Below are 21,440 nucleotides of genomic sequence, written 5' to 3'. Positions count from 1 at the left end.
CGTCCTTAGCCGAACACGACGTAGACGAAGGCGAACAGGAACAGCCAGACCACGTCCACGAAATGCCAGTACCAGGCGGCCGCCTCGAACCCGAAATGCTGCTCGGGGGTGAAGGCACCGTTCAGCAGGCGGATCAGGCAGACGGCCAGGAAGATGGTGCCGACCAGGACGTGGAAGCCGTGGAAGCCCGTGGCCATGAAGAAGATCGACCCGTACAGGCCCGAGTTCACGGCCTCTTCGTTGAAGAACAGGTTTTCGTGGATGATCTCGAAATACTCATAGGCCTGAACCGCCGTGAATATCGCGCCCAGGGCGATGGTCAGGACCAGGGCCAGCTTGGCCCCGTTGCGGTCACCCTGTTGCAGTGCATGGTGCGCCCAGGTGACGGTGCAGCCACTCAGCAGCAGGGTCACGGTGTTCAGCAGCGGCAGTTGCCAGGCCGACAGGACCTCGACCCCCTTGGGCGGCCAGGTCGACCAGGCGGCGGCCGTATCGGCCCAGGCGCTGATCTCCGGGATGCCGGCGCGGGCCTCGTTGAACACGGCCATCTCGAAGAACATCCAGAAGAAGGCCGCGAAGAACATGATCTCCGATGCGATGAACAGCACCATGCCGTAGCGCAGGCCGATCGCGACGACGGGGGTGTGGTCGCCGGCGTTGGCTTCCTTGACCACGTCGGCCCACCACAGACCCATGCCGAGCACTGTCGTGGCCAGACCGAGGAAGAAGACCCAGCTGGTGCCCTCGGGCAGGCCGAACAGCCCCTTCATCCAGATCACGGCCCCGACCATCATCACCACGGCGGTCGCTGAACAGAACAGCGGCCACGGGCTGGGGTTGACCAGGTGGTAATCGTGATGCGGGGCGGCGTGGTTGTCGGCCATCTTGGGAGGTCTCGTCAGGCGAAGAGTCTAGGGACGGGCTATAGCCCATTTTTCAAAGTCGTCGAGGCCACCGCGGCGAAAAAGCGGCGGTCCCGTGCAGGCGATCGGTCTACCGCGCCCGGGCGGGCGCGATCAGGCCGTTGGCGGCCGCCGTCGGCGCGCCGTCCTTGGCCGGATAGAAGGTATAGCTGAGCGTGATCTCGCTGGCCCCGCGCGTCTCGCGGTCGGTGGCCAGTTCGGGGGCGACGAAATACTGGATCGGGAATTTGATCGTCTGGCCGGGCTGGATCGTCTGGGTCTCGAAACAGAAACACTGCAGCTTCTGGAAATAGGGACCGGTGCTCTCGGGCACGACATTGTAGGCGGCGCGGGCCTGGATCGGCTTGCCCGAGGTGTTGGTCACGTCGAAATAGGCCATGCCGGTCTCGCCGATCCGGACCTTCTGCAAGGTCTGCTCGGCCCGGAACCGCATCGGCAGGTCGCGCACATTGGTGTCGAACCGGACGGTGATCTGGCGGTCCAGCACGTCCTCGGCGGCCGGTGCGACCTCGGCCCGCCGGACCGTGCCGTCAAAGCCGGTCACCTGGCAGAACATCTTGTACAGCGGCACGGCGGCGAAGGCCGCACCGGTCATGAACACCACGCCCCCGGCGCAGATCGCCCCCATCAGATGATTGCGCTTCACCGGTCGATCGACCCGACGGGCACCATCTGAGCGCGAGCTTCAGACTGATTGTGCATCATGCGCAGGAAGGTGGTGGTGAACAGCAGCATCATGAAGGCCACCAGTCCCAATGCGAGCCAGACGTTGCGACGCTTGCGCGCGGCCATTTCGACCGGCGTCAGGGTCACATACTGGCGGGGAGCAGCAAGGGGAGGCGTGGACTGGGGTTCGGACATGGCAGGCTTCCTCAGCCGATCAGGCTGATCGACGCGGCCCCGGTCAGGGCCTCGATCAGCAGGGCGGCGAACAACGACATCAGATAGACGATCGAAAAGGCGAACAGGTTTCGCGCAGGTTTGGCCTCTGCCTTCACATCATACAATGCGGCCTCTCGCCCCACGGTGTCGGCCTTGTCCGGTCCCTCGGTCCCGACGGGATCGCCGGCCCGCGAGCGGAACAGCCGATAGGCCAGCCCCAGGAACCCCAGTCCGCCCAATACCGAGACCGCCAGATAGAGCCAGCCCCCCAGCCCGACCACGGCCGGGGCGATCGCCACCGGCACGAACACCAACGAGTAGATCAGGATCTGCAGCCGCGTGGATTTCGCGCCTCGCGCCACCGGCATCATCGGAATCCCCGCCTTGGCGTAGTCTCCGGCCGAATACAGGGCCAGGGCCCAGCTGTGCGGCGGGGTCCACAGGAAGATGATCAGGAACAGCAGCCAGGCCTGCCACGGGGCCGACCCGGTCGCCGCCGCCCAGCCGATCACGGGCGGAAGGGCCCCGGCCGCCCCGCCGATGACGATGTTCTGGGGCGTCCGCCGCTTCAGCATCACCGTATAGAAGCCGGCGTAATAGACGATGGTCAGGGCCAGCAGACCGGCCGCCAGCCAGTTGGTGTTCATCCCCAGCAGCATGACCGAAAACAGGCTCAGCACCGCGCCGAACGCCATGGCGTCGTTCTTGTTGACCCGTCCGGCCGCAACGGGCCGACCGCGCGTGCGCCGCATCAGGGCGTCGGTCTCGCCCTCGATGGCCATGTTCAGGGCCCCCGCCGCGCCCGCGCCGACAGCGATACACAGGATGGCGATGGCCGCCACGAACGGATTGATCGAACCGGGCGCCACGACCAGCCCGGTCGCGCCGGTGAATACCACCAGCGACATCACGCGCGGCTTCAACAGCTGGAAATAGTCTTCCGGCTGGGCGGTGGTCAGGGCGGGTGTGGCTTCGTTCTGAGTCATGGTCTTCGATTTTTGTCCCGTCACCCTCGGGCTTGACCCGAGGGCCGGACGTCGTGCGCGAAGGACGAAGCCCCGGACGCACGAACGTCCGGGGCCCCGACTTGCTTTTCTTATCGCTCCACGTCTGGCCCTCGGGTCAAGCCCGAGGGTGACGGGTGTGCGGTTAGTGTTCGTCCGACTTCACCACCGGCAGTTCGTTGAACTGGTGGTGCGGCGGAGGCGAGGACAGGGTCCATTCCAGGGTCGTGGCGCCTTCACCCCAGGGGTTGGCGACGCCCGGACGACGGCGGATGGCCGCCTCGGCCAGCATGACCAGGAACACCGCAACGCCGGCGATCGTGACCAGGTAACCGACCGACGACACGTGGTTCCACAGCGTATAGGCGTCCGGATAGTCGACGTAGCGACGCGGCATGCCTTGCAGGCCCAGGAAATGCTGCGGGAAGAACACCAGGTTCACCCCCACGAACATGATCCAGAAGTGGGCACAGCCGAGGAACTCGTTGTACTTCACGCCGAACATCTTCTCAAACCAGTAGTAGAAGCCGGCGAAGATCGCGAACACGGCGCCCAGCGACAGCACGTAGTGGAAGTGGGCCACCACGTAATAGGTGTCGTGCAGGCTGTAATCGATGCCCGCGTTGGACAGGACCACCCCGGTCACGCCGCCGACGGTGAACAGGAAGATGAAGCCGATGGCCCACAGCATGGGGGTCTTGAAGCTGATCGAGCCGCCCCACATCGTCGCGATCCAGCTGAAGATCTTCACGCCCGTGGGCACGGCGATGATCATGGTCGCAGCGACGAAATAGGCCCGCAGGTTCACCGTCATCCCGACCGTGTACATGTGGTGCGCCCACACGATGAAGCCGATGAAGCCGATCGCGACCATGGCGTAGGCCATCGCCAGATAGCCGAACACGGGCTTCTTCGAGAAGGTCGAGACGATGTGGCTGATGATGCCGAAGCCCGGCAGGATCAGGATGTAGACCTCGGGGTGACCGAAGAACCAGAACAGGTGCTGGAACATCACCGGATCACCACCGCCGGCGGGATCGAAGAAGGAGGTGCCGAAGTTGCGGTCGGCCAGCAGCATGGTGATGGCGCCGGCCAGGACGGGCAGGCTCAGCAGCAGCAGGAAGGCGGTGATCAGCACCGACCAGGCGAACAGCGGCATCCGGTGCAGGGTCATGCCCGGCGCACGCATGTTGAAGATGGTCGTGATGAAGTTGACGGCCCCCAGGATCGAGGAGGCGCCCGCGACGTGCAGGGCAAAGATCGCCAGATCCATGGCCGGGCCGGTATGGCCACTGGTCGAAAGGGGCGGATAGATGGTCCAGCCGCCGCCGAAGCCCTTGCCCGGTCCGCCGTCAACGAACATCGACATGACCAGCAGCACCCAGGCCGCGACCAGCAGCCAGAAGGACACGTTGTTCATGCGCGGGAAGGCCATGTCCGGCGCACCGATCATGATCGGCACGAACCAGTTGCCGAAGCCGCCGATCATGGCCGGCATGACCATGAAGAAGATCATGATCAGGGCGTGGCCGGTGACCACGACGTTATAGCCGTGCTTGGTCTGTTCGACGAGGCCCAGCAGCTGGACGCCCGAACCCTCGCGGAAGATCTGGATGCCCGGCTCGGCCAGTTCCCAGCGGATCAGGCCCGACAGGGCCCCGCCCACGATGCCCGCCATGATGGCGAACAGCAGGTACAGGGTGCCGATGTCCTTGTGGTTGGTCGACAGGAACCAGCGGACGAAGAAGCCCGGCTTGTGGTCATGCTCGGCATGGGCGTCGTGCCCCGGCTCGTGAGCGGCGTAGGTGTCGGCGGTGATGTCGGTGGCCATGTCTGAGCGGGCTCTTCGGTATCGTTACTGGGCCGGCGCGGCGGCGGGAGCCGCAGCGGGGGCCGTAGGTGTGGTTGCCGTCTGGGCGGTCGGGATCGAAGTCGCGGCGTCGGCCGTCGTGGTCACGGGGGCGTCGGACGTCCCGGCGGCGACTTGCGCGGCGGTGCCGCCCGGCGCTTCGGCGGCGGTCTTGGGCGTCATCGATCCACCCTTGGACACGACCCAGGCGGCGAACTCGGCCTCGGTCACGACGCGGATCTCGATCGGCATGAAGGCGTGGTCGACGCCGCACAGTTCCGAGCACTGGCCGTAGAAGACGCCCGTGCGCTCGGCGCGGAACCAGGTTTCGTTGACCCGGCCGGGGACGGCGTCGGTCTTGAGGCCGAAGGCCGGCAGGGCAAAGGCGTGGATCACGTCGGCACCGGTGACCAGCACCCGGACCACCTTGCCGACCGGCACGACGATCGGCTCGTCGGCGGCCAGGCGATAGGGCACGTTCCGGGCCCGGGCCTCGGCCTCGGGCAGCATGTTGGAGATGTATTCGGGCACGCCCTGGTCGGGGTACTCATAGGCCCAGTTCCACTGGTTGCCCGTGGCCTTCACCGTCAGGTCCGGCGTCGGCATGTCGTGATAGGCGAAAAGCAGCCGGAACGAGAAAAGCGAAATGAATACGAGAATCAGCACCGGAGCCACGGTCCAGATGATCTCGATCGTCGTGTTGTGGCTCCAGCGCGCGGGCACCGGATTGGCCTTCTTGTTGTAGCGGATGGCGATCCAGACGATCAGCGCCAGCACGAGCAGGCAGATGAACACGATGATCGGCATCAGGATGACGTCGTGGAAGAAGTGCGCGTCGTGCTTGAGCTGCGAGGCCGCAGGCTGAAGCGCGATCCCGCCCGGCGTGGGCTGACCCATCAGGGCCTTGGCGGTCGCGTCCGTGGCCATCAGCCCGTACGTCACCGCGGCCATCAGGCCCCCGGCGGCTGTCAGGGCTTTCGCGCCCATTCTGCCCATCCCCAGTCCCATTCGAAATCCTCTTAAACCCATCTGCAACAGGCATTTGCGACCCAGTCGCAACAGCCCGCCGGACTCACCAGCCACAGCGTTTGTGGGCGGTCCATATCGGCTCGTTTCGCGCTTGCCAAGGCGTCCAGCGAGCCATGACGACGCAGCAGGGTCGAGGCTGTCGATTAAATCGCTGTCATGTTTGAACAGCTACCTTGCGTCGATCAGTACCGTGCCGTAATCTCTTCTCATCACAAAGGGAGGCCACACGGTGCCTGAAACCATAGAGATACAGTTGAAGAAGGGGGTGCTGGGACTCTGCGTCCTGGCCCTGCTGTCGCGCTCCGACAGCTATGCCTACGAGATCGCCAGCCGGCTGTCGGACGCGATCGACATGGGCGAGGGGACCATCTACCCCCTGATGCGGCGGATGCAGTCCGAAGGCCTGGTCGAGACCTATCTGGTCGAATCCAGCGCCGGCCCGTCGCGCAAATACTATCGTCTGTCCGAGGCGGGACGTGCGGCGCTTGCCGTCCAGACCACCGACTGGAAGACCTTCACCGATGCGGTCGACGCGGTCCTCAACGCCCCCTCGCCCGCTCCCGAAACCACCCCAATCACGGAAGTCGCCCAATGACGCGCGCCGAATTCATGTCCCGCCTCAAGGCCGGTCTCGTCGGCCTGCCGACCACGGCCGCCGCGGACATCCTCAACGACTACCACGCCCATTTCGACGACGGCCGCGACGCCGGGCGTTCGGAAGCCGAGGTGGCTGCCGCGCTCGGTGATCCCGACCGGCTGGCGCGCGAGCTCAAGGCCGAGGCCGGCGTCCAGCGCTGGCGTCAGGAACAGACCCCGTCGGCCGCGGCCGGCGCCGTCTTCGCCGTCCTGGGCCTGGGTGCTATCGACATCCTGATCTTGCTGCCCCTGCTGATGGGCGTGATCGGGACCCTGTTCGGCTTCTTCGTCGCCGTCATCGCCGTCTTCGTCGCCGGCGGTGTGGTCATGGTCACCGGACCGTTCGCAGGCTTCCCCGGCGGAGGCGTCGCCGCCTTCCTGGCGGGCCTGGGTCTCATGGCCGGATCGGTCGCCGTCGGCGCCCTGCTGTCGGTCGCCACCATCTGGCTGGTCAACGGCCTCGTCTGGTTCGCCCGCCTTCACTACCGCCTGCTCAAGCCCGCCCTGGGCGATCAAACCGCCGCGCAAGGAGACCGCGCATGACCCGCACTCTTCTGATCATCGCCGGGGCCGCCTTCGTGCTGGCCCTGGCCACCCTGGGCGGTGCCGCCGCCATCGGCGGACGCGACCTGGCCGCCAACGGCTGGGAATGGACCTTCCCCGGCCACGGCGACGGCGGCGACGAGACCATCCGCTTCGAGCGCGTCGGCCGCGACAATGGCCCGCCGATCACCCGCACCCTGGCCTGGACCGGCGGCTCGACCCTGGCCGTCGACCTGTCGGCCGATGTCACCTACGTCCAGGGCGATCAGGCCGGAATCGTCGTGACAGGCCCCAAGAGCCTCGCCGACCGCGTCCGCCTGGACGGTAACCGCCTGACCATGTCGGACACCGACGATGAAACCCATGTCGTCTTCGGCTGGTCCAACGACGATCGCCTCAGCATCGTCGTCACCGCGCCTTCGGTGACCACCTTCGACCTGATGGGATCGCTCGACCTCGACATCCGCGACTATGATCAGGACACCCTGGACATCGACCTGTCGGGTTCGGGCGAGGTGACCGCGTCCGGCAAGACCCGCGCGCTCAGCGTGGACATCAACGGCTCGGGCGAGGCGGACCTCGGCGCGCTTCAGACCGTCGACGCCACGGTCGACATCTCCGGCTCCGGCGACGCCACCGTCGCCCCCACCGGCCGCGCCGACCTCAGCATCTCGGGTTCGGGTGACATCGACCTGACCACCCGTCCGACGACCCTGAACCAGACCATCACCGGCTCCGGCGACATCAGCCAGAGGTAGGCACCGCCAACGGCACACAGGCTCTCACCCCGTCGTCGAAGGACGACGGGGTGAAGGTCGATCCGGATCAGGCCTTGGGCCAACCCCCTGCCCGGCTGAGAGCACTCGGTGCCGGGCGGCCGATCTTGTCGCCGATCCAGCGGGCGGTCTCGATCAGCGCATCCAGATCGTAACCCGTCGAATACCCCGCCCGCTCCAGCATATAGACCAGGTCCTCGGTCGCCACATTGCCGGTCGCCCCGGGTGCAAACGGACAGCCGCCGATGCCGCCGACGGAGGCGTCCAGAACGTCGATCCCGGCCTCGACCCCCGCATAGGCATTAGCCAGGCCGGTGTTTCTCGTGTCGTGGAAATGCAGCCTCAAGGGCGTGTCGCGCGCTGCCTTGCGGGCCGCTTCGACGACGCGGGTCACGGCCCAGGGATCGGCGACACCGATCGTGTCGGCCAGGGCGATCTCGTCCACCCCCAGCTCGCCGATCCGGCCGACCAGATCGGCGACCTGTTCGACCGAGACCTCGCCGTCGAACGGACAGCCCCAGACGCAGCTGATCGTCGCCGACAGGGACGGCGTCGCATCGCGATCACCACCCGAATTGGCTCGTCCGGCGACGATCCCCGCCAGCATCTCGACCTGCCCGGCCACAGACAGGCCCGCATTCTTGAGCCCGAAGCCGTCGCTGGCGCTGAGCGACACATTGACCTCGTCCACCGCCGTGCCCAGGGCCCGATCATAGCCCTTGCCGTTCAGAACCAGGCCGATCCGGCTGCGCCCCGGCGTCTTCGGCAGGGCGGCCATGACCTCCTCGGCCCCGGCCATCTGGGGCACGTATTTCGGATGGACGAAGCTGACCGCCTCGATCCGTTTGGCTCCCGCCGCCTCCAGCCGCCGGACCAGTTCGACCCGGACGGCGGGTTCGAGGATCGCCTTCTCGTTCTGCAAGCCGTCGCGTGGCCCGACCTCGACGATCTGTATCGGACGCGGATTCACCGGCCAGGCTCCAGCACCGTCGTGGCGGGCGGACGTTGAGGGGCATAGATGGTCAGGGCCACGTCGTCGCCGGTCGAATAGTTGTGCCCCCGCACGGTCGAGACCGCCCGGCCGACCGCGCCCATGTCGGCCATCGCCACGCGGAAGGCCTCTGCATCCCGGGCCTCGACGACGGCAGGCCGGCCCTCCGACAGCGCCTTCGCCGCCCCGGCCGCGTCGGTCAGTTCGGTGTCGCGTCCGGTCAGGAAGACGAACGACGGCTCGTGGAAGGTGGTGATCGCCACCGGCCCGGGCGTCAGACCCTGGTCCGGAGCGAGCCCGGCCTTGTCCAGCGCCTTCTCGAGCTGGGGCGAGACGGACAGCGGCCGGAGTTGCCTCAGCGTCCCGGCCAGGGCCGCATGGGCCAGGACACCGAACACGATGGACACCAGCAGGGCCGAAACCGCCGCCCGGTTGATCAGCACGAAGGCACCCCCCGCCCCTGCCGCCACGGCGCAGAGGATGGTCAGGGCCGCCCAGGTCTGGGCCGTCGAGGTGCCATAGACGGTCAGGCCATAGACGGTGACACCGCAGATCAGGAAGGCCGCCCAGACGCCGAGCCCCGCCCCGATCCGTCGGCTGATCGTCCCGATCGGCCGGGTCAGGGCGGCCGCCATCAGCAGGGCGATCGCCCCGAAGGTCGGCAGCGTATAGTGCCACAGCTTGGTCGGGGCGATCTCGAAGATCAGCCAGGCCGGAACCAGCCAGCACACCATGAACCGCACCGCCGGCTCCGCCCGCCGATGCCAGCCGGTCGACAGGGCGGCCGGAAGCAGAAGCGTCGCGGGAAACAGCAGCAGCGGTGCCAGCACCACATACATGCCGGGGAAGCCGCCATGGCTCTCCTGGGCCCCTGTGATCTTGCCACCCAGATCGTGACCGACCGCCTCGCGCCAGAAGCCGCCATCCGTCGCGATGGTGATGGCGATGGCCCAGGGCCCCACGATCAGGGCCACCAGCGGCAGGCCCCAGCCCCAGCCCAGACGGCGCATCCACGTCACGTCGCGATCCCAGATCGACAGCATGGCCATGGCCGGGGCCACCACGATCAGCCCGATCGGTCCCTTGATCAGGATCGACAGACCCAGCCCGGCCCAGAACAGGAATTTGTGATGTCGCTTCGGCAGATCCCCGGCCCGCGTCGCCATATAGATCCGCGCCAGGGCCGCCATCGACAGGGTCACGGCCCCGCACAGCATGGCGTCGGTCTTGGCGATCCCGGCCTCGGACGACAGCAGGAAACAGGTCCCCAGGATCGCTCCGGCCAGGAATCCGGCCCTCTGGCCGAACAACGCCGCCCCGGCCCAGGCGCAGGCGAAGGCCGCAAGCATGGCCCCCAGCAGCGACGGCAAACGGTAGGGCGCGATCTGGCGCGCCTCCGGGTCCGAGGTCAGGGATACGGCGACCGCCTGCATCCAGTAGATCCCGACCGGCTTCTTCCAGCGCGGCTCGTCCTGGAAGCGGATGTCGACATAGTCGCCGCTCTCCAGCATCTGCGACGTCGCCTGGGCATAGCGGCTCTCGTCGCGATCCAGCGGCGGCAGCAGCAACAGGCTGGGCAACCCCGCGATCAGGGTCAGCAGCGCCGCCAGCAGGGGTCCGCGCCAGCCGGCGATATGGCGATCCAGGTTCGGGCGCGTCATGGGGCCATTCCTAACACGCGCCAATATCGTTTACACAGCCAACATGAACAGCGACGCCAACCCCCAGATTTCCGTGGTCGTGCCGGTCCACGACGAGGCCGGTGCCGCCGGGCCCCTGGCGCGCGAGATTGCCACGGCCTTCGCCGGCCGATCCTACGAGATGATCTTCGTCGACGACGCCAGCCGCGATTCGACCCTGGCCGAACTGCGCGCCCTTCAGGCCGAACTGCCGGCCCTTCGCGTCCTGGCCCACAGCACCAATGCGGGCCAGAGCCGGGCGGTGCGCACCGGCGTCCTGGCCGCGCGCGGCGACATCGTCGTCACCCTGGACGGCGACGGCCAGAACCCGCCCCATGACGCCCCGCGCCTGGTCGACGCCCTGCTGGCCGCCCCCGCCAATGTCTCCCTGGTCGGCGGCGTCCGCGCCAAGCGCCAGGACACGGGCGCCAAGCGCTGGGCCTCGCTGTGGGCCAACCGCATCCGCAAGAACCTACTGGGCGACGACGCCGACGACACCGGCTGCGGGCTCAAGGCCTTTCGCCGCGAGGTCTTCCTGCGCCTGCCCTATTTCGATCACGTCCACCGCTATCTGCCGGCCCTGATGATCCGCGAAGGCTTCGAGAACCGCTATCTCGACGTCGACCACCGTCACCGCGAGGTGGGCCGGTCGAAATACACCAACTGGGGACGGCTGATGGCGTCGTTCTCGGACCTGCTGGGCGTCATGTGGCTGAAGACGCGGTCGCGGCGGCCGGGGGCAGTCAGCGAGTTCTGAGGGCATTCCCCTCCCAGGCGACCAACCGTAGCGGTTCGGATGGAACCGGGTTATCGTCAATCGACCCTCTCGAAGGATGCCGCCATGCTGATCGCCCTGCCGCTGCTGCTGATCCCGGTGGTGCTCTACAATATCGTCATCCTGTTCGGCGCGACGGGCGGGGGCGGCATGGCCCAGGCCGATGCGATCCTGCGCGATCCGATCTTCTCGGTGCCGATGACCTCGGGTGCCAACTGGAACGTGGGGGTCGGCGACCTGATCCTGTTCCTGTCGCTGATCCTGCTGTTCTTCGAGCTGCTGAAATCGACGTCCAGCCAGAAGGTGGCGATCGTCAATCACGCCCTGTCGCTGATCGTCTTCGTGGTCTGTCTGGTCGAGTTCCTGCTGATCCGCGGATTCGCCACCTCGACCTTCTTCCTGATCGTGACCATGGTCATGCTGGACGTCCTGGCCGGCTTCATCGTGACCATCATCGCAGCGCGCAAGGATCTGGACTTCGGCGCGGGGGGCTGAATTCAGCCCCGGCGATGAGCTTCTTCGAGTTCGCGAAGGCGCGCACGTTGGGCGGGTGACCGGATCTCGGTGCGCTCGAGGAAATGGCCTTCGGGCCAGATCACGCCGGCGGCGACAGCGTGCCCCTTGAGCTCGTCGAGATTTTCAACCCGCTCATAGGCCCAAATCCGCCATCGGGGCGTCAGGATCGACCATGCAATCCAGGCACCGATCCATGAGGGGACAATGACAATCAGCGCGATCAAGCCACCGATGTCTTGCATTCCCAACAGCCAGAAGACGACACCGACGATCGCGGGCGGCCCGAACATCATCAACATCACGGTTCCATTCACGGTGAGAAGGCCGTGGCCCACTGCCCGTTTCGCCGAGATAGTCTGTGTCATTCGTCAACTCTGTAGGGTTTCGACCGTCAGATTCCCGTTCGTATAGACGCAGATACTCGCCGCGATCGCCATCGACTTCCGCGCGATCGCCTCGGCGTCGAGGTCCGAGTTCTGCAACAGCGCCAGGGCCGCCGACAGGGCATAGTTGCCGCCTGACCCCACCGCCGCCACGCCGTGCTCGGGCTCCAGCACATCGCCGACCCCGGTCACGGTGAAGATCGACGTCGAATCGGCGACCAGCAGCATCGCTTCGAGCCGCCGCAGATACCGATCCGTCCGCCAGTCCTTGGCCAGGTCGACGCAGGCCCGCGCCAACTGGTCCGGGTACTGCTCCAGCTTGGCCTCCAGCCGCTCGATCAGGGTGAAGGCGTCGGCCGTGGCTCCCGCGAACCCCGCCAGGACCTTGCCGCCCGCCAGGACGCGGACCTTGCGTGCCGCGCCCTTGACGATGGTCGGCCCCATCGAGACCTGGCCGTCGCCGGCGATGACCGTGCGGCCGTCCTTGCGCACCGCCAGGATAGTGGTGCCGTGCCATCCGGGGCCGGAGGGGGTTTCGTTCTGGGTCATGCTGCTCAGATGGCGACCGAAATGGGGCGGTGCAAGCGGGTTGCCGAGCAATTTCAACGACCGCTGGTAGGCTTAAAATAGCCCCATGTGAGCGCTACCTTAGCAATAACATCCACCAGACCATTCAGGCAGGAGAAACTATATGCTTACGCGCTTGATGCTGACCGCCGAAATGGTCGGCCTGGCGGGCCGGTCCAACTGGTCGATCGCCGAGATTCTCGGCGCGTCCGACGCCAACAATCGTCGCGACCACATCTGCAGCGCCATGCTCCTGTTTGAAGGCCGTATGGTTCAGGTCGTCGAAGGCAAGCGTCTCGACGTCGATCGCATGCTGCGCCGGATGCAGGCCGATCCCAGGATGAAGGACCTCCAGGTCCTGGCCGACACCCCGATCCACAGCCGTCTCCTGGCCGAGGCGGCGGGCTACTGCCACCAACCGGCCGAGACCTTGTCCAAGGTCGGCCTGGCCGATCTCGAACTGCTGACCGTGCGCGACGTCGAAGCCATGCTGGACTATCGTCAGGCGGCCTGAGCCACCCCTGTCGCAGCGGGGCCTGACATCGCGCCCGCCACGCCCTAGAAGCAGGCGTGCCCCAGTTCACCGATGACGACGTCGAACGCTATGCCCGCCATCTGGTGCTCGCCGAGATCGGCGGTCCGGGGCAGCAGAAGCTGGCCGCCGCCCGGGTGCTGATCGTCGGCGCTGGCGGGGTCGGAGGACCAGCGGCCCTGTATCTGGCTGCGGCCGGTGTCGGAACCCTGACCCTCGTCGATCCGGACACGGTCGCCCTCTCCAACCTGCAACGCCAGATCCTGTTCACCGGCGACGACTTAGGCCGCCCCAAGGTCGAGGCCGGGGCCGAGCGCCTGACCGCACTCAACCCCCGGGTCCATATCGAGACAGTCGCCGGGCCGCTAACCGCCGACAACGCCCGCACGCTGATCGCCGGTCACGACGTCGTTCTGGACGGCACCGACGATTTCCAGACCCGGTTCGCCGTCAACGCCGCCTGTGTCGCCGAAGGCGTGCCCCTGGTGTCCGGCGCCCTGGGCCGCTGGTCGGGTCAGGTCGGGGTCTTCGCCGGTCGCCCCTGCTATCAGTGCCTGGTCCCCGAGATTCCCCCCGACGCCGAGACCTGCGCGCGCGTCGGCGTCGTAGGTGCCCTGGCCGGGGTGGTCGGTGCGATGGCGGCGCTTGAGACGATCAAGCTCATCACCGGCGCCGGCGAGCCCCTGACCGGGCGGCTGCTGCTCTACGAAGGCCTGTCAGCGACCGCGCGCACCGTGCGGATCACCGCCGACCCGGACTGCCCGGTCTGTTCGGGATCGCGCTGATCAGGCGAAAGCCCGGGTCAGCAGAGCGACGTAGCGGCCCATCAGCTCCTGCTCCTTGTCGTCCTCCCAATCGGCGTGGCCGGCGTCGTTGACCTCGACGAACTCGACCCGCTTTCCTGCGTCGCGCAGGGCGGCGTTCAGGCGACGGGTCTGCGTCACCGGCACGATCGGATCGTCGGTGCCGTGAACCAGGAAGACGGGACAGGCGATCTCGGCAACGCGCCGACGCGGTGAGGCGGCCGACAGCCTGTCGTCATCGACGCCCAGCACGCCGATCCGCTTTGACCAGAAATCGAAGATCTCCTGGCCCGGCGAGTCGTCCTGTCGCTTCTCCCATTCGAGGATATCGGGAAGGTCCGAAACGCCGCAGATCGAGATGGCGGCCCTGTACAGGCCCGGCGTCTTCACCGCCCCCATCATGGCCGCGTAGCCGCCGTAGCTGGTTCCCATGATGGCGACCCTGCGGCCGTCCAGGCCGCGCGCCGAAATCGCATGAGCCACGGCGTCCTCGACATCCTCCTGCATCCGGTCGCCCCAGCGGCCCCAGCCCTGTTTGGCGAAGGCCAGGCCATAGCCGCCCGACCCCCGAAAGTTCGGCTGCAGCACCCACCAGCCCTGGGCGGCCAGGACCTGGGCCTGTCGATCCCAGTTTCTCATATCCCTCGCCTCGGGCCCGCCGTGGGCCAGGACGACGAGCGGCCCAGGTCGCCGGGACGGCGGGGCGGTCAGATAGGCCTCGATCTCGGCACCGTCCCGTGTGCGGACCTTGAGGACCTCACCCGGTCCCAGGCGCGCAGGGTCGAGATCCTGGCGCGCGCCGACATTGACGATCCTCTGCGCCGCTCGATCGTAGAAATACCAGGCACCCGGTTCCCGGGGGCCCGTGACACGGGCGATCAGGCGGTTGCGCGACACATCCACATCCGTGAAGTAGACGTCGCAGTCATCCTCGAAGAAGCGGTTCAGGGCGCGGTGATGGGCGGCCAGAGCCGGCTCGGCGAAGGCGTACTCCAGCCGGTCCCCGTAATAGGCCGCCCCCAGATAGCGCCCGGCCGAGTCCCTCAGTCCATAAAGAACATCGCGTCCGGCCTTGGCCGAGATGGGCGGCCCGAAGGCCAGGGTGGCCAGATCCAGTTCCCGGATGGTCTCCACATCCTCCTCGCCGGTCCGGGCGCTGACCAGGACGACGCCCGGCCGGTCAGTGCCCCCCACGAACGAGAAGTCGGGCGCGTCGATGAATCGGGTGCGTCGAACCAGGGTCCATTCGGTCTGGCCGGGGGCGCGGGCGTAGACGCTTTCCAGCGTGCCGCGCGCGTTGATGTCGTGGCGAAGCACCGCCTGACCGTTCAGGGTGTCCCAGCGGAAGGTGCCGGAATTGCCCCGCTCCAGCCGCTCGGCGGTTCCGTCGTTGATGTCGGCCCGATAGAGCGCCAGGAAGCCGCCGGGCTCATAGGCCAGCATCAGCACGTGGTCGGGATCACGCGGCAAAAGATCGACGATCTGACCCAGGTCGAGGTTGCCCCGCGCGCGGCTGCGCTCGCCTTCAAACAGGGTGACCCGGGCCCCGCTGTCGATGTCGATCGAGACGATGCGCCGGTTCCACAGCTCGCCGCCGCCGGTACGGATATTGGAACCCGCCGACGTGCGTCGCCCGATCTCCAGCTTGGTGACGACGCGGATCAGAAGGCGGCGGTCGTTGCCCCAGTAGACCCGCTCGACGTCGATCGGGCCCAGGTCGATACGGCGGGCCTGGCCTTCAGGATCGGCGGCATCGAGAACGTCGACGACCGCGTGCGGGGCCTCCGTCGTCCCGAGTTGTTCGACCACGGCGATGCGGGTGCCCGACGGCGACATGGCCACGCCGCGGGTCCGATCGGGCTTGAAGAAGTCCGCAAGGACGTAGGGCGCACCCCTCTGCATGGGCGCGGCCTCAACCCTACCGACCTGTGTGATCCCCACGCCGCCGACCGCGAGCGCCAGAACCATGTCGCGCCGGGACAGACCCGGCCTCGGTTTACGCAAGGACACCTGACACCCCCTCAACTCATGGATGCAACGAGCCGCAAGGCGGGCACCACGTCAAGCTCGAAAGCCCCGTCCTAGAGCATCGCCGGGATGACCCGATCTGGCGGCCTGTGCTGATTCTGGTAGGTCATGACGTTCAGGATCACCCGGTCGCCCATATCCTGGCGCGCCTCCAGCGTCGCCGAGCCGAGGTGGGGCAGGAGGACCACATTGGGATGGGCCAGCAGGCCGGGATGGATGGCCGGTTCGTTCTCGAACACGTCCAGGCCGACGCCATAGACCCCGCGCCGGGCCACCGCCTCGGAAAGGGCGGCCTCGTCGATCAGTTCGCCGCGCGCGGTGTTGATCAGGATGGCGTGGGGCTGAAGCCGGGCCAGGCGCTCAGCGTTCAGCAGGTGATGCGTCTCCTTCGTCGCCGGACAGTTCAGCGACACGACGTCCATCCGGGCCAGCATCTCGTCCAGATCGTCCCACCAGGTCGCGCCCAGCTCCTCCTCGATCCGGGGGCTGACGGGCTTTCGGTTATGATAGTGGACCTGCATGCCGAAGGCCTTGGCGCGCCGGGCCAGGGCCTGGCCGATCCGGCCCATGCCGACGATGCCCAGCCGCTTGCCCCACAGCTTGCGTCCGCACATCCAGGTCGGGGTCCAGCCCTCGAACTGACCGGCGGCGACGACCTGGGCCCCCTCGACGATCCGTCGGCTGACGGCCAGGATCAGGGCCATGCCCAGGTCGGCGGTGTCCTCGGTCAGGACGCCGGGGGTATTGGTGACGATGATGCCGCGCGCCACGGCCGCGTCGATGTCGATGTGATCCACCCCGGCCCCGAAATTGGCGATCATCTTCAGCTGTTCGCCGGCGCCGTTGATCAGGGCGGCGTCGATCTCGTCGGTGATGGTGGGGACCAGGACGTCAGCGCGTTGCACCGCCGCCTCCAGCGCGGCGCGGTCCATGGGCACGTCCTTGAGGTTCAGCTCGGCGTCGAACAGCTCGCGCATCCGCGTCTCGACCGCGTCGGGGAGCCGCCTGGTTAACACGACCTTAAGCTTGCGGGTGGACATGGATTCCCTAGGTTTCACGAGGCGAGGGTCGGCATCCGGCCCCGCCCGCCGCGACGGATCGACAAGGGTGTCTAGCAAAGCATCGCCACGGTTCCAAAGCGCCGATGAGGCCGACGCCTCCGAAACCGTCGATTCGGCGGCTCGTCGCCCCGCCCGGGCCGCCGTTCCGGCCGTGGTGGTGGGTGCCATGGCCCTGATGTGTCTGGCCGCCGCCCAAGCCGCCGCCGTCATGCCCGACGGCCGCCCGACCCCCAGCCGCCAGCCCGTGCCGCGCTGGCTGACCCTCAAGTCCGACGAGGTCCGTGCCCGCCAGGGGCCGGGCTCTGACTATCGCATCCTCTGGGAATATCGCGCCGCCGGCCTGCCCGTTCAGGTGGTCGCCGAGACCCGCGAGTGGCGCAAGGTCTGCGACCCGGACGGGGCCGTCGCCTGGATCCACCGCAGCGTCCTGTCGGGCCGCCGGGGCGCGTTCAACCTCTCCGCCGAGGAGACGCCGGTGCATGCCGGCCGATCCGAGACCTCGCCCGTCCGCGCCCGGCTCTCGCCCCGCTCCGTCGTTTCGCTGGACGACTGCGAGGGGGGCTGGTGCCATGTCGGCGGGCGCCAGGCCAGCGGCTGGGTGTCGGAAGCCCGCATCTTCGGCGGGGCCACCCGGGCGCTGTGCGACGCGAACCGGGCGGCGGGAGCGGCACCGGCTCGCTGATCGAGAAGGTTGAGCCGGTTCCCTTCGTCGTGTAGGCCCACGCGACGCAATCGGAGCCTTCCGCCTTGAGTCAGTCGCAATATCCGTCCTCGTTCGACCACGCGGCCCTTTTGGCCTCGGGCCGGGGCGAGCTGTTCGGTCCGGGCAACGCCCAGCTGCCGGCCCCGCCGATGCTGATGTTCGACCGGATCACCCAGATCAACGGCGACGGCGGCGAGCACGGCAAGGGCTATGTCGAGGCCGAGCTGGATATCCATCCCGACCTGTGGTTCTTCCAGTGCCACTTCATCAACGACCCGGTCATGCCCGGCTGCCTGGGCCTGGACGCCATGTGGCAGCTGGTCGGCTTCTATCTGGGCTGGATCGGCGGCCCTGGGCGCGGTCGTGCGCTGGGCGTCGGCGAGGTCAAGTTCACGGGCCAGGTCCAGCCGGACGTGAAGAAGGTCACCTACAAGATCACGCTCAAGCGGGTCATCAACCGTCGCCTGGTCATGGGCATCGCCGACGGGGTGATGGAAGCCGACGGCGTCCCCATCTATACCGCGACCGACATGCGGGTCGGCCTGTTCCAGGCGGATCAGTCCGCGTCGGAGCCGGTCGGCGGCTGATCCGTCGTAAACCATACCGCGGCCAACGCGGACCCTAGAGACTAAGCGAAGGAAACCTCCATGCGGCGTGTCGTCGTCACCGGGCTGGGTATCGTCTCCTCCATCGGAACCGGACAGGAAGAGGTCACGGCCTCCCTGCGGTCGGCGCGCTCCGGCGTCGTCGCCGCTCCCGACCACATCAAATACGGCTTCCGCTCCCAGGTCTGGGCCCCCCCGTCGCTGGGTGTCACGGCCGAGGACTGGGCACCCCTGGTCGATCGCCGCGCCGCGCGGTTCCTGGCCAACGGCACGGCCTGGGGTCACATCGCCTTCGAAGAGGCGCTGAAGGACTCCGGCATGACGGCCGAGGAAATCCGCGACGACCGGATCGGCCTGATCGTCGGCGAGGGCGGGCCCTCGACCCAGGTCATCCTGCAAGCCGCCCAGACCACGATCGAACGCGGCGCGCCCAAGCGGATCGGGCCGTTCGCCGTGCCCAAGGCCATGGCCTCGGGGCCGTCGGCCGTGCTGTCGACCTGGTTCCAGATGCGCGGCGTCAACTATTCGATCAGCTCCGCCTGCGCGACCAGCGCCCACTGCATCGGGGCGGCCGCCGAACAGATTCAACTGGGCAAGCAGGACGTGGTCTTCGCCGGCGGCGTCGAGGACATCGACTGGTCCATGTCCAACATGTTCGACGCGATGGGGGCCATGTCGTCCGACTTCAACGCGACCCCTTCCGTAGCCAGCCGGGCCTATGACGTCGCCCGCGACGGCTTTGTCATCGCCGGTGGGGCGGGGATCGTCGTGGTCGAGGAATATGAGCGGGCCGTGGCGCGCGGGGCGAAAATCTACGCCGAGATCGTCGGCTATGGGGCCAACTCGGACGGCTACGACATGGTCGCGCCGTCCGGCGAGGGTGCCCAACGGTGCATGAAGATCGCCATGGACCAGGCCGGCGGTCGCAAGATCGACTATCTGAATCCGCACGGCACCTCGACGCCGGTCGGCGACTCCAAGGAGATGGACGCCGTTCGCGCCGTGTTCGGCGACGCCATGCCCCTGATCTCCTCGACCAAGTCGCTGACGGGGCATTCGCTCGGCGCGGCGGGGGCCCAGGAGGCGATCTACAGCCTGCTGATGCTGGCCAACGGCTTTGCCGCCGAGAGCGCCCATATCGAGACCCTCGACCCCCAGTTCGAGGGCATGCCGATCCTGCGCGCGCGCAAGGACGTCGAGTTGACCACCGTCATGTCCAACAGCTTCGGCTTCGGCGGCACCAACGGGACGCTGATCCTGTCGAAGGTCTGATGCGCCGGGCTCTGCTGGCATGAAGGCGGAGCCGTATGACGTCCTGATCGTCGGCGCGGGCGCGGCCGGGATGATGTGTGCCATCGAGGCCGGCAGGCGCGGACGGCGGGTGCTGGTCGTGGATCATGCCGCCAAGCCCGGCGAGAAGATCCGCATCTCGGGCGGGGGGCGGTGCAACTTCACCAATACCGGCACGACCGCAGCGAACTTCCTGGGCGAGAACCCCCGCTTCGCGACCTCGGCGTTGAAGCGGTTCAGCCAGCGGGACTTCATCGCCATGGTCGATCGGGCGGGCATCGCCTGGCACGAGAAGACCCTGGGCCAGTTGTTCTGCGACGACAGCGCAAAGCAGATCGTGCGGATGCTGTCCGACGCCATGCGTGCGGCGGGGGTGACGCTGAAGCTCGGAACCGGCGTCGCCGAGGTCGATCGCGCGGGCGAGGGCTGGTCGGCGACCCTGTCGGACGGGGTGAGGGTGACGGCGGCGTCGCTGGTCGTCGCTTCGGGTGGCAAGTCGATTCCCAAGATGGGCGCGACGGGCTGGGGCTATGACCTGGCGCGGCGACATGGCCTGAGGGTCACCGAGACCCGGCCGGCCCTGGTGCCCCTGACCTTCGAGGCCGGGCTGCTGGAGCAGTTGTCGCCCCTGGCGGGGGTCGCGGTCGATGTGGCGGCGACCAATGTGACGACCGAGCGGGAGCGGGCGACCTTCCGCGAGGCCATGCTGTTCACCCACCGGGGCCTGTCGGGTCCGGCCATCCTGCAGATCAGCTCATACTGGCGCGAGGGGGAGGCGATCACCCTGGCCATGGCGCCCGACCGGGACGTCTATGGTGAGCTCAAGGTCGCCAAGGAGGCCAACGGCAAGCAGGCGGTGCATACGGCCCTGTCGCAGATCCTCCCGCGGCGGCTGGCCGAGTCGATCGCGGCGCGGCATGAGGTCGCGGGCAAGCTGGCCGAGATCGGCGACAAACGGCTGAAATCCCTGGCCGAGGCCGTCAACCGCTGGACGGTCAAGCCGGTGGGATCGGAGGGCTATCGTACCGCCGAGGTCACCCTGGGCGGAGTCGCGACTGAAGGCCTGGATCAACAGACAATGCAGGCGAATTCGGTACCGGGACTGTTTCTGATCGGCGAGGTCGTGGACATCACCGGCTGGCTGGGCGGCTACAACTTTCAGTGGGCCTGGTCGTCCGGATGGGCCGCCGGACAAGCCTGCTGACGATCTCAACGAAAGCCGAAGAGTAACCAAGAGTTAACTCAGCTGTGGTGCCCCGGCGGGTTGCGGCAACCCGGTTCTGCACATACCTTGGTTCAGCGGGACGGGCCCCTCTGGCGCCATTGTCCGGAACGCTTCCCCGGCGGCTTTCCCCCAAGTCCGCCGCGCGGAACCGGACGACAGCGTGATGTCGGACCGCAGCGGGTGCGCCCGGCGATAGGCTCGTCTTCGTGATGAGCCCGTCCCTGGGCGCGCCCGTTTCCCCACTGAAACGAGAGGACCGCGCCCCATGCCCCTTCTGATGTGCCCCAACGACGACGCCCCGATGCAGACGCTGGAACGGGGCGGCGTCCAGTTCGACATGTGCCCGACCTGCCGCGGCGTCTGGCTGGACCGGGGCGAGCTCGAAAAGCTGATGGAGGGTGCCACGGCAGAGGGCCGCGCCTCGGCCCCGCAGGTCGCGCCGCAGGCCTATGCTCCGCCGCCTCAGCAACCGTCGCCCTGGGGCGGAGGCGGCTATCGCGAGGAGCGGCCGCGCGACCCCTACCGCAGCGACGACCGCCACCGCGACGACGACTATCGGTACAAGAAGAAGAAGCGCGACAGCATCTTCGACATCTTCGACTGATTTCCTTCCCGCCGCGAAGCGACGGGGAGGAAACGA

Annotated in this window: 24 protein-coding genes; 12 read left to right on the top strand and 12 right to left on the bottom strand. The window is 67.5% G+C overall.

Going from position 1 to position 21,440, the window contains the following annotated elements; genetic code table 11:
* Positions 1-5: 5 nt before the first annotated feature.
* The 6 genes from O5K39_RS06320 to coxB form a co-directional block, all read right to left on the bottom strand.
* Positions 6-884 carry a cytochrome c oxidase subunit 3 gene (locus tag O5K39_RS06320; RefSeq protein WP_271146426.1) on the bottom strand — a complete coding sequence of 293 codons (879 nt, stop codon included), beginning with the start codon at positions 882-884 and terminating at the stop codon, positions 6-8.
* Positions 885-993: 109 nt separating this feature from the next.
* Positions 994-1,551, bottom strand: coding sequence for a cytochrome c oxidase assembly protein (locus tag O5K39_RS06315; RefSeq protein WP_271147117.1), 558 nt, complete (start codon positions 1,549-1,551; stop codon positions 994-996).
* Between the two features lie 14 nt (positions 1,552-1,565).
* Positions 1,566-1,784 carry a hypothetical protein gene (locus O5K39_RS06310; RefSeq protein ID WP_271146425.1) on the bottom strand — a complete coding sequence of 73 codons (219 nt, stop codon included), beginning with the start codon at positions 1,782-1,784 and terminating at the stop codon, positions 1,566-1,568.
* An 11-nt stretch (positions 1,785-1,795) separates the two neighbouring features.
* Positions 1,796-2,791: a heme o synthase gene (gene cyoE, locus O5K39_RS06305; protein ID WP_271146424.1), complete on the bottom strand. Its 996-nt coding sequence runs from the start codon at positions 2,789-2,791 to the stop codon at positions 1,796-1,798.
* 163 nt (positions 2,792-2,954) lie between these two features.
* The gene (gene ctaD / locus O5K39_RS06300; protein WP_271146423.1) at positions 2,955-4,640 is read right to left on the bottom strand and encodes a cytochrome c oxidase subunit I; all 1,686 of its coding nucleotides are present in this window, start codon (positions 4,638-4,640) and stop codon (positions 2,955-2,957) included.
* A gap of 24 nt (positions 4,641-4,664) precedes the next feature.
* Positions 4,665-5,609 carry a cytochrome c oxidase subunit II gene (gene coxB, locus O5K39_RS06295; RefSeq protein ID WP_271147116.1) on the bottom strand — a complete coding sequence of 315 codons (945 nt, stop codon included), beginning with the start codon at positions 5,607-5,609 and terminating at the stop codon, positions 4,665-4,667.
* A gap of 307 nt (positions 5,610-5,916) precedes the next feature.
* On the opposite strand from coxB, the gene O5K39_RS06290 reads away from it, so the two are divergent.
* From O5K39_RS06290 to O5K39_RS06280, 3 genes are read left to right on the top strand one after another with little or no spacing between them, the layout of a single operon-like run.
* Complete coding sequence (locus tag O5K39_RS06290) at positions 5,917-6,282, top strand: PadR family transcriptional regulator (protein WP_271146422.1); 366 nt, start codon at positions 5,917-5,919, stop codon at positions 6,280-6,282.
* On the top strand, positions 6,279-6,866 hold the full coding sequence (locus O5K39_RS06285; RefSeq protein WP_271146421.1) for a DUF1700 domain-containing protein: 588 nt from the start codon (positions 6,279-6,281) through the stop codon (positions 6,864-6,866). The genes O5K39_RS06290 and O5K39_RS06285 overlap by 4 nt, the downstream gene beginning before the upstream one ends.
* A complete protein-coding gene (locus O5K39_RS06280) occupies positions 6,863-7,624 on the top strand; it encodes a DUF2807 domain-containing protein (protein WP_271146420.1) in 762 nt (253 codons plus the stop codon). Before O5K39_RS06285 ends, O5K39_RS06280 begins: the two co-directional genes overlap by 4 nt.
* Before the next feature lie 67 nt (positions 7,625-7,691).
* On the opposite strand, the gene O5K39_RS06275 is transcribed toward O5K39_RS06280, so the two are convergent.
* Together O5K39_RS06275 and O5K39_RS06270 are read right to left on the bottom strand one after the other, a co-directional pair.
* A complete protein-coding gene (locus O5K39_RS06275; protein WP_271146419.1) occupies positions 7,692-8,612 on the bottom strand; it encodes a hydroxymethylglutaryl-CoA lyase in 921 nt (306 codons plus the stop codon).
* Positions 8,609-10,294, bottom strand: a complete 1,686-nt coding sequence (locus O5K39_RS06270; RefSeq protein ID WP_271146418.1) for a glycosyltransferase family 39 protein — start codon at positions 10,292-10,294, stop codon at positions 8,609-8,611. Before O5K39_RS06270 ends, O5K39_RS06275 begins: the two co-directional genes overlap by 4 nt.
* Before the next feature lie 43 nt (positions 10,295-10,337).
* On the opposite strand from O5K39_RS06270, the gene O5K39_RS06265 reads away from it, so the two are divergent.
* Together O5K39_RS06265 and O5K39_RS06260 are read left to right on the top strand one after the other, a co-directional pair.
* Positions 10,338-11,069 carry a glycosyltransferase family 2 protein gene (locus O5K39_RS06265; RefSeq protein WP_271147115.1) on the top strand — a complete coding sequence of 244 codons (732 nt, stop codon included), beginning with the start codon at positions 10,338-10,340 and terminating at the stop codon, positions 11,067-11,069.
* Between the two features lie 84 nt (positions 11,070-11,153).
* On the top strand, positions 11,154-11,582 hold the full coding sequence (locus tag O5K39_RS06260; protein WP_271146417.1) for a hypothetical protein: 429 nt from the start codon (positions 11,154-11,156) through the stop codon (positions 11,580-11,582).
* A 2-nt stretch (positions 11,583-11,584) separates the two neighbouring features.
* On the opposite strand, the gene O5K39_RS06255 is transcribed toward O5K39_RS06260, so the two are convergent.
* Both O5K39_RS06255 and hslV read right to left on the bottom strand, forming a co-directional pair.
* On the bottom strand, positions 11,585-11,968 hold the full coding sequence (locus O5K39_RS06255; RefSeq protein WP_271146416.1) for a hypothetical protein: 384 nt from the start codon (positions 11,966-11,968) through the stop codon (positions 11,585-11,587).
* Positions 11,969-11,971: 3 nt separating this feature from the next.
* Complete coding sequence (hslV, locus tag O5K39_RS06250; protein ID WP_271146415.1) at positions 11,972-12,535, bottom strand: ATP-dependent protease subunit HslV; 564 nt, start codon at positions 12,533-12,535, stop codon at positions 11,972-11,974.
* Between the two features lie 142 nt (positions 12,536-12,677).
* Here hslV and O5K39_RS06245 point away from each other — a divergent pair, with 142 nt between their 5' ends.
* Positions 12,678-13,067, top strand: coding sequence for a BLUF domain-containing protein (locus O5K39_RS06245; protein ID WP_271146414.1), 390 nt, complete (start codon positions 12,678-12,680; stop codon positions 13,065-13,067).
* Between the two features lie 56 nt (positions 13,068-13,123).
* Complete coding sequence (gene moeB, locus O5K39_RS06240) at positions 13,124-13,870, top strand: molybdopterin-synthase adenylyltransferase MoeB (RefSeq protein WP_271146413.1); 747 nt, start codon at positions 13,124-13,126, stop codon at positions 13,868-13,870.
* Here moeB and O5K39_RS06235 read toward each other — a convergent pair whose 3' ends face one another.
* A complete protein-coding gene (locus tag O5K39_RS06235; RefSeq protein WP_271146412.1) occupies positions 13,871-15,898 on the bottom strand; it encodes an alpha/beta fold hydrolase in 2,028 nt (675 codons plus the stop codon). It abuts the gene before it with no gap.
* Positions 15,899-15,969: 71 nt separating this feature from the next.
* Positions 15,970-16,956 (bottom strand): D-glycerate dehydrogenase, encoded by a 987-nt coding sequence (locus tag O5K39_RS06230; RefSeq protein WP_271146411.1) that lies wholly within the window; start codon positions 16,954-16,956, stop codon positions 15,970-15,972.
* Positions 16,957-17,023: 67 nt separating this feature from the next.
* Between O5K39_RS06230 and O5K39_RS06225 the strand changes: the two genes are divergently transcribed.
* The 5 genes from O5K39_RS06225 to O5K39_RS06205 all read left to right on the top strand — a co-directional run bounded on the left by O5K39_RS06225 (position 17,024) and on the right by O5K39_RS06205 (position 21,404).
* Positions 17,024-17,659 (top strand): SH3 domain-containing protein, encoded by a 636-nt coding sequence (locus tag O5K39_RS06225; RefSeq protein WP_271146410.1) that lies wholly within the window; start codon positions 17,024-17,026, stop codon positions 17,657-17,659.
* Positions 17,660-17,724: 65 nt separating this feature from the next.
* A complete protein-coding gene (fabA, locus tag O5K39_RS06220) occupies positions 17,725-18,267 on the top strand; it encodes a 3-hydroxyacyl-[acyl-carrier-protein] dehydratase FabA (protein ID WP_271146409.1) in 543 nt (180 codons plus the stop codon).
* 60 nt (positions 18,268-18,327) lie between these two features.
* Positions 18,328-19,557 (top strand): beta-ketoacyl-ACP synthase I, encoded by a 1,230-nt coding sequence (fabB, locus tag O5K39_RS06215; protein WP_271146408.1) that lies wholly within the window; start codon positions 18,328-18,330, stop codon positions 19,555-19,557.
* A gap of 19 nt (positions 19,558-19,576) precedes the next feature.
* The gene (locus O5K39_RS06210) at positions 19,577-20,779 is read left to right on the top strand and encodes an NAD(P)/FAD-dependent oxidoreductase (protein ID WP_271146407.1); all 1,203 of its coding nucleotides are present in this window, start codon (positions 19,577-19,579) and stop codon (positions 20,777-20,779) included.
* Between the two features lie 286 nt (positions 20,780-21,065).
* Positions 21,066-21,404: a zf-TFIIB domain-containing protein gene (locus tag O5K39_RS06205; protein ID WP_271146406.1), complete on the top strand. Its 339-nt coding sequence runs from the start codon at positions 21,066-21,068 to the stop codon at positions 21,402-21,404.
* The last annotated feature ends 36 nt before the right edge of the window (positions 21,405-21,440 follow it).

It is taken from the genome of Brevundimonas sp. NIBR10, assembly GCF_027912515.1.
Taxonomy (GTDB): domain Bacteria; phylum Pseudomonadota; class Alphaproteobacteria; order Caulobacterales; family Caulobacteraceae; genus Brevundimonas.
The sequence above is the reverse complement of the archived record's forward strand: the minus strand, read 5'-3'. Positions and strand labels throughout refer to the sequence as shown.